At 63.2% G+C, this 6,401-nt stretch carries 6 protein-coding genes; 5 read left to right on the top strand and 1 reads right to left on the bottom strand.

Annotated features, from left to right (window positions below; genetic code table 11):
- Window positions 1-62: 62 nt before the first annotated feature.
- On the bottom strand, window positions 63-1,418 hold the full coding sequence (locus JF781_RS27225; RefSeq protein ID WP_374109795.1) for an IS256 family transposase: 1,356 nt from the start codon (window positions 1,416-1,418) through the stop codon (window positions 63-65).
- Here JF781_RS27225 and JF781_RS27220 point away from each other — a divergent pair.
- From JF781_RS27220 to JF781_RS27200, 5 genes are all read left to right on the top strand, one after another.
- Window positions 1,399-2,550 (top strand): P-loop NTPase fold protein, encoded by a 1,152-nt coding sequence (locus JF781_RS27220; RefSeq protein WP_225330594.1) that lies wholly within the window; start codon window positions 1,399-1,401, stop codon window positions 2,548-2,550. The two genes, JF781_RS27225 and JF781_RS27220, sit on opposite strands and share 20 nt — an antisense overlap.
- A gap of 303 nt (window positions 2,551-2,853) precedes the next feature.
- The gene (locus JF781_RS27215) at window positions 2,854-3,378 is read left to right on the top strand and encodes a hypothetical protein (protein WP_225330593.1); all 525 of its coding nucleotides are present in this window, start codon (window positions 2,854-2,856) and stop codon (window positions 3,376-3,378) included.
- A gap of 2 nt (window positions 3,379-3,380) precedes the next feature.
- The gene (locus tag JF781_RS27210; protein ID WP_225330592.1) at window positions 3,381-4,133 is read left to right on the top strand and encodes a hypothetical protein; all 753 of its coding nucleotides are present in this window, start codon (window positions 3,381-3,383) and stop codon (window positions 4,131-4,133) included.
- Window positions 4,134-4,237: 104 nt separating this feature from the next.
- Window positions 4,238-5,593, top strand: coding sequence for an IS1380 family transposase (locus JF781_RS27205; protein WP_308011613.1), 1,356 nt, complete (start codon window positions 4,238-4,240; stop codon window positions 5,591-5,593).
- A gap of 207 nt (window positions 5,594-5,800) precedes the next feature.
- Window positions 5,801-6,274, top strand: a complete 474-nt coding sequence (locus JF781_RS27200; RefSeq protein ID WP_225330591.1) for a hypothetical protein — start codon at window positions 5,801-5,803, stop codon at window positions 6,272-6,274.
- Window positions 6,275-6,401 lie beyond the last annotated feature (127 nt).

Raw genomic sequence — 6,401 nt, 5'->3', positions numbered from 1 at the left:
AGCCTGTCAAGTTTTCTGTGTAAATCGCCCTGTCTGATTGTTGGTGTCGGTTGTTGTGGTGCTTACAGATAACGTTCGATGCGCTCTGGATAGACCAGGGTGAGTTGTTCGAGCGCTTTCTTCCAGTTGGTGACCACTTGTCCTTCCACGAGGCGTCCGGGGGCTACTCGGCCGTGCTTTTGGCCGCGCTCCTTGGCCCGCTGGGCGGCGCGTTTGTCCTCGATGTTGCAGATCGCCAGCCAGAGCAATTTCACCGCCGAGGCGTCGTTGGGGAACTGGCCACGGTTCTTGATGACCTTGCGCAGTTGGTAGTTCAGCGATTCGATGGAGTTGGTCGTGTAGATCACCCTGCGCAGCTCGGGCGGGAATCCCAGAAACGGGATGAACTGTTCCCACGCGCGTTCGAAAACCATTGCCACCGTGGGGTTTTTCTTACCCAAATCCGATGCGGTGAACGCGTCTAACTCCACCCGGGCGGCATCGGCGTCCGGCGCGGTGTAGATCGGCTTGAGCGCCGCGGCCACGGCCTTGCGGTCGCTGTAGGACACGAACCGCAGAGCATTGCGGATCAGGTGCACCACACAGGTCTGCACCGCAGCTTGCGACCACGTCGCCGCGATCGCCTCGGGGAACCCGGTCAGCCCGTCACAGCACACGATCAGCACGTCCTTGATGCCGCGGTTGGCCAGATCAGCGCAGACCGACGCCCAAAACGAGGCTCCCTCGTTGGGCTGGACCCAGATCCCCAAGACGTGTTTGACCCCGGCCAGATCGACACCCACGGCGATGTGTGCGGCCTTGTTGCGGGTGTGGCCGCCGTCTTTGACCTTCACGATCATCGCGTCGAGATAGATCACCGGGTACAGCGGCTCCAACGGCCGGCGCTGCCACGCCAGGACCTCATCGGAGACCTCATCGACGATCTTAGAGATCGTCTCGTGCGATACCTCGGTTCCGATCGTGGACGCTAGATGAAATTGAATGTCCCGCAACGTCATTCCACCGGCATACAGCGAGACGATCATGTCATCGAGCCCACCGATGCGGCGGGCGCCTTTGGGGACCAGTCGCGGGGTGAACGAGCCGTCGCGGTCGCGCGGCACCTCCAGGGGAACCGGACCGGCCTCGGAGTGCACGGTCTTGGGCGAGCTGCCGTTGCGGGCATTGGGCAGCTCCCGGCCGATCGGGTCGCCCTTCTCATAGCCCAGATGGTCGGTCAGCTCCGCGGCCAGCCCGCGTTCGAGGGCGAGCTTGATCAGTCCCGGCAGCAGACCTCCCTCACCGGTCAGAGCTACCTCGCCGGTATCGATCTGCGCTAGTAGATCATCGACTGCACCCGAAGCCCGAAGCGCTTCGGCCATCTCGACCGTCGAGCCAGCCTCAACCAGCGTCCCATCCATGTCCTTGCCTGTCGTCACGTCCCGCGATCCTTCCGTTAACAGGACTTACACAGACCATCTGACACGCCCCGCGGTCGAACGTAGTGCTAACGCCGGCGCGCGCAGCACCTATTCGGACCGCTACCTGGAGAAGATTGTTCAGCTGCCCGTGCGATTGCCGACCTTGTCGCGTGAAGACGCCGAGACATTCATCCTGCTACTGCTGTGTCACCGGCGCGGGGCATCACCCGAGCACACTCAGAACCTTGTCGCCCACGTCCGACAACGGCGCGAAAACTCCGAAAAACCCTATGTGGGCGGTACATACGCCGAAGGCGTGCAAGTCCCCGAGGTCGAAGACCTCAGCCTTGCAGCGCAGATCGCGCAGGGCATCAGCGTCGACAAGTGGAGCAGCCCACGCGCGATTAAGCGATTCTTGAACGCTTGGGGAGTGCGGATGACCATCGCAACAGCTCGCGGTTCCGAACTCGACTTGAATGTGATGCTCAAGCTCTACATCCTCGAAGACCGCTATCCGGCGTCCTTCAACATTCTTGTCGAGACATCACCGGAAGCGCGAGGAAAGCTCCTCGACGAATGGGAAGCATGGGCTACGGCCGCGGCGGACTCCGGCGATGTGAATCGGCCCGAGGGCATCGAAGACGACACGCGCGACTGGGCCGCGGCCGCACCGAGCCTGGCCGGCATTGCCGGAAAGATCGACGCTTACCTCAACGTGGCAGCTACCTTCACCTCGGCCAGCGCAGGCGAGGGTCTGTCAACGGAGGCGCTCCGCCTGATGGACGATCTGCTCGACGACTCCGAATCGGTCCGGCGAGCCGCCCTGGAGGAGGCCACGCAGCTGGATCTCGACGAACGAACGGGAATCGTCGTACGCCTGCTTGAGCGCGCTGCCGCGGTCAATCCCGAGATTGCCATCGAGTCCGCGTGCGGCGTCGCAAAGAGCGAAGACAGCTTGGCGCCCACGCTTCACGACGCGGTGCTCACACACGCTGTTCGCCACCTCACGCCCGCGTCGATCGTGGACATCGCCCAAATTCCCGGTGCAGCCAATACCTTGCAGGCCGTTATCGATGACACCCGCCTCGAAAATGATGTCCGACAGGTGGCAACCGATGAACTCGCAGCACTTAGTGAGGACGTACGCTAGGTGGGCACCCAGCTAGCGTTCGGCGGAAGTGGTTCGGCACCATGGGAGGACGCGGCCGACGACGTCACACTTCTCGACGAAATCGACACACGCTCCCACAGTGACATCGGTGCCGTCGAGGACAGCGACCCCAACCCGCAGATCGACGAAAGTATCGATCGCCTGATCGACCACGTAATCACAGCGATCCAGGCTCAGGAGCCCCGCCGACCGCCGACGCTGGCCCCGTACTCACCCGGATCCGTACGCCCAAGTCAGTATTCGCCAGGCGGGACCGGTGTCCGGAGCAGCACTTCGAAATTCGTGGGCACGCCGCGCGCGGGACGCAGCGCGAAACTCTCGGCTGCGCGCGGAGCCGCGGCAGTCGCCGCGGGCTCAGCCCTGGCGCGGGGCGACGGGAACACTCTCGCCGAGCTCGGACTGAACCTGCAGCACCTGCAGGACCTGTCACCGCGTGAACAGCAACAAGCCATCCTCGACGAAATAATCGGCGCCCCTGGACATCCCGACGATGAGGCTCTCCGCCGCGCCGCACACGCCACCCTCAAAGAGATCGCGTCCAATCCCGACCTGAGCCAGGACGATCAGATCGACTACCTCCTGGGCGCATACGTCTACGAACAGGCACTCGTTGAACTGACCTCCCAGCGTGCCAGCCGCCAACTCGGGCGCGACATCATCACCAAGCTGGAACGACGAATGAAGCCGTACATCTTCAAGAAAGCCAAGCATCTGGTGACCGGATCATCCGGCTACCTGTCGGCATCTCAGTTCATCGACCGGGCAACCGCCCTCGTCGAAACGGTGTTCGCAGCGATGAGAAGCTGATCGTGAGCGTCCTGGAGCTTCTCGCCGCAACCGACGACCGGGTCCGATCAGACGGAATCGCCATACGCTGGCCTGTTCCGGGTTCCGCTTCCGCTGATCTCGTCACCGACATCGATTGGGCCATATCCCCTTTCGGGCCAACAACCGTCGTTGCCCGGGATCTCAGCCGTATCGCCGCCGCTGCTTACCTCATCGACAGGAGCGTGCGGCGATCGCAAAACTACTTCTCCCGGCACTTGGAAATCATTGTCCATCTCGATGATCCCGGGACGTTTCTCGGCTCTGCAGCGCAACGACTGGTTGATCTGTTCGCGTGGCTGACCGGCGACGCCTGGACACTGACACCGGTGGCGAATCACGTGCAGACCAATCCGACTGCGGAAACGATCACCGGCCGCGATACTGTTGCCCTACTCTCGGGTGGACTCGACTCGCTGTGCGGTGCCGTGTCGGTACCGGCTGATCTCCAAGCCACGCCGCTGTATGTGGGACATCGCGATCAGACCCGCTCGATCGCATGGTCGCAGGACGCCATTGCGGTGGCACTCACGCAGTCGATAACCAATTTCCTCTGGAAGCGTGTGCGGCTAGCGCCGGCGCACAGCCTCGATAACTCGACAAGGACCCGGTCGTTTCTGTTCATGGCATTGGCCGTCGCCGCCGCCGCAGCGATCTCGGCGCCTCAGGTGCGGGTTCCTGAGAATGGTTTCACCAGTGTGAATCCGGCCATGGTGCCTAGCCTCGATCTTTCGTGAATGTGGAGTGGTGACGGGCGTGTAATGCACGGAAGTGCCTGTCCTGCTTGAGAAAATTGGCTTGTCGAAGGTCAATTCTCTGCGAGCGGGAAGGCACTCCGTAGGTGAAGCGTAACCGGTGTGGTGGGTTTCAGGTCGAGGTGGGCTGCGAGTCGTTGATTTCCTCGACCGGTGCGTCGCTGCTGGTACAGACCGCGCAGGTCAGCGGCTTGGTGCGGGGGTTGTCGCGGCAGCTGGCGCCGTGGCGGGCGGCGCGGTCGGTCCACGACCCGGGCAAGGCGGTGCTGGATTTGGCGCTGGCGATCGCGCTGGGCGGTGACTGCCTGGGTGATGCGGGGTTGCTGCGGGCCCAGCCGGCGTTGTTCGGCGCGGTGGCCTCTGATCCCACGATCAGTCGGCTCATCGATGCTCTCGGTGGTGACCCGGGTGCGGCGATCGCCGCGATCCGCCGGGCGCGGGCAAGCGCACGGGCCACGGTATGGCAGTACCGCTGCCCTGTGGCTGCCGATCAGGAGGTGGTCATCGATCTGGACGCCACGTTGATCACAGCGCATTCAGACAAGGAGGGTGCGACGCCCAACTTCAAGCGGGGATACGGATTTCATCCGATGATGGCGTTTGTTGATCACGGCGCCGGTGGCACCGGCGAACCGTTGGCGGCGATGCTGCGTCCTGGGCGGGCCAACGCCAGCGATGCCGCCGATCAGATCGCGGTTCTCGACGCCGCGCTGGCCCAACTACCCGAAGGTCATCGCGACCAGGTGCTGGTCCGCGGTGACACCGGCTCGGGGGTCAAGGAGTTCCTCTGGCACATCCACCATCTCGGGTTGTCGTACTCGGTGGGCGTTTACGGGCGCCAGCCCGTACTCGACGCCTTGGCAGCGCTGCCGCGGCAGGCCTGGCGTCGAGCACTCGATGCCCAGGGCCGTCCCCGCGAGGGGGCCCAGGTGGCCGAACTGACCCGTTGGCTGCCGGCGACGTTCATCGGCTGGCCGCCCGGGATGCGGGTGATCGCCCGCCGGGAACGCCCGCACCCGGGTGCCCAGCTACGCATCACTGATACCCACGGTTGGCGAATCACCCTGTTTGCCACCAACACCATCGGCGGCCGGCTCGCTGATCTCGAAATGCGCCACCGGCTGCGTGCTCGCGCCGAGGACCGCATCCGCACCCTCAAAGACACCGGATTGACCAACCTGCCACTGCAGGCCTTCGGCAAAAACGAGATCTGGCTGGAGCTGGCCGCCCTGGCCTATGAGTTGCTGACCTGGACTCAACTGCTGGCCTGGCACGACCACCCCGCCCGCCGGTGGGAACCCAAACGCCTACGCCTGCGCCTGCTGGCCGTGGCCGCACGCATCATCACCACCGGCCGTCGCCGCATACTGCGCCTAAGTAGACGATGGCCCTGGTCACAGCTGCTGATCAGCGGACAGCGAAACATCGCCGCGCTCAATTGAATCCACTACATCAGACCCGACGAGCCAGGACCCAAGGACAACCGGCGACACAGCGCCGGAAATCACACACGCCCACATCACCCCACCGAAGACAACCGGCCGAATCGACAACCACCAGTCAACTCACGAAAGATTGAGGCTAGTCGCGGGGGCGCACTGTCGACCAAGTCGACGCACCCGTGGACATTCGATCAAGCCAATCTGCTGTTGAGCGAGCTAGGCATCCCGGTATCTCTGGTGAACCCCCACGCCCTGGAAACCAAGGGTGAGATGCTCGGCAGCGCCATTGCGAAGTTCGGAAATCCGATCCTAAATACCGCCGCAAAGACCCTGTCATGCAGCAAACTTGACGGCGGACTCGGCTACGAGGGCGGGAGCCCGAATGTCAACTGCGGCTTATGTATTGCCTGTCTGATCCGCCGTGGAGCGTTTATCGGGGCTGGTGTCGACGACCCCACCGAATATCTGCAAGACCGCGTAACCGCGAAGGGTTACGCCAAGCTGCTGAACGCGCGGCACTGGGATTTGTGGGCAGTGCAGTCCTGGGCTACGAGAACACCCACAATTGACGACTTGATAGCGTCTGCCCGGTGGCCGCGCGGCACCGATTACGAGGCGATGCTGGATGTTGTTATGCGGGGCAGGCATGAACTGTTAGAGGCCATCGACCATGCCCTATGAGCGTCCACCGTTGGACGTACACGCCCACATCGCGCCGGATGTGACGCCGCAACAACTTCTGACGCTTGGGCCTTCCGTCGTCCTGGCCGTCACACGTTCGCTTTGTCAACGGCGGGTTAGGACTGAC

This window comes from Mycobacterium sp. WUMAC-067 (assembly GCF_020217485.1).
GTDB lineage: Bacteria > Actinomycetota > Actinomycetes > Mycobacteriales > Mycobacteriaceae > Mycobacterium.
This window is presented reverse-complemented; position numbering and strand designations above follow the sequence as displayed.

Bases quoted from the DNA above. Each gene is read 5' to 3' on its own strand.
- JF781_RS27220 (WP_225330594.1), top strand. From the start codon at position 1,399: ATGTCCTTGCCTGTCGTCACGTCCCGCGATCCTTCCGTTAACAGGACT.